Consider the following 1,023-nt stretch of genomic DNA (forward strand, 5'->3'; position numbering starts at 1 on the left):
TCGCAGACGTGATCAAACGCGGCAACCTGAAAGTTCAGAAGATCATCGTAAGTGAAGCGGGGGCATCGGTTTACTCAGCATCTGAGCTTGCAGCGAAAGAGTTCCCAAATATGGACGTATCTCTGCGTGGTGCGGTGTCGATTGCTCGTCGTCTGCAAGACCCGCTAGCGGAGCTCGTTAAAATCGATCCTAAATCGATCGGAGTGGGCCAATATCAGCACGATGTTAGCCAATCTATGCTGGCAAAACGTCTTGATGCGATTGTCGAAGACTGTGTAAACGCGGTGGGTGTTGATGTGAACACTGCCTCTGCAGCGCTACTGACGCGCGTTGCAGGCTTGTCGAGCACCATCGCACAGAACATTGTCGACTTCCGTGATGAAAACGGTCGTTTCGAAGCACGTACAACTTTGAAGAAAGTGCCTCGTTTAGGTCCTAAGGCGTTCGAGCAGTGTGCGGGTTTCCTTCGTATTATGGATGGTAAAAACCCACTGGATGCCTCTGCAGTGCACCCAGAAGCCTACCCTGTAGTCAAAGCGATTGCCGAGAAGAACCGTAAAGACATCAAAGCACTGATTGGCGATTCGACGTTCCTTAAAGGTCTGCACGCGGTGGATTACACCGATGAGCACTTCGGTGTCCCAACGGTGACCGATATCATCAAAGAGCTGGACAAACCAGGCCGAGACCCTCGTCCGGAGTTCAAAACCGCAACCTTCGCTGAAGGCGTTAACTCGGTTGCAGATCTAGAACCGGGCATGATTCTCGAAGGCGTCGTATCGAACGTGGCCAACTTTGGTGCTTTCGTCGATATTGGTGTTCACCAAGATGGTTTAGTGCACATCTCAGCCCTGACGGATCGTTTCGTTTCTGATCCGCGTGAAGTGGTGAAAGCAGGTGACATCGTTAAAGTGAAAGTGATGGAAGTAGACGTACAGCGCAAGCGTATCGGTCTATCGATGCGTTTAAACGACGAGCCGGGTCAAGACAACCGCAGCCAACGCTCATCAGCAGCGCCGCGTC

At 51.9% G+C, this 1,023-nt stretch carries 1 protein-coding gene; it reads left to right on the forward strand.

The features are described from left to right. Positions 1-1,023: helix-hairpin-helix domain-containing protein (locus R8O70_RS26370; protein ID WP_318184606.1), on the forward strand; the 1,023-nt coding region annotated here is incomplete at both ends.

The sequence above is a fragment of the Vibrio sp. 779(2023) genome, from assembly GCF_033344285.1.
Classification (GTDB): Bacteria; Pseudomonadota; Gammaproteobacteria; order Enterobacterales; family Vibrionaceae; genus Vibrio; species Vibrio alginolyticus.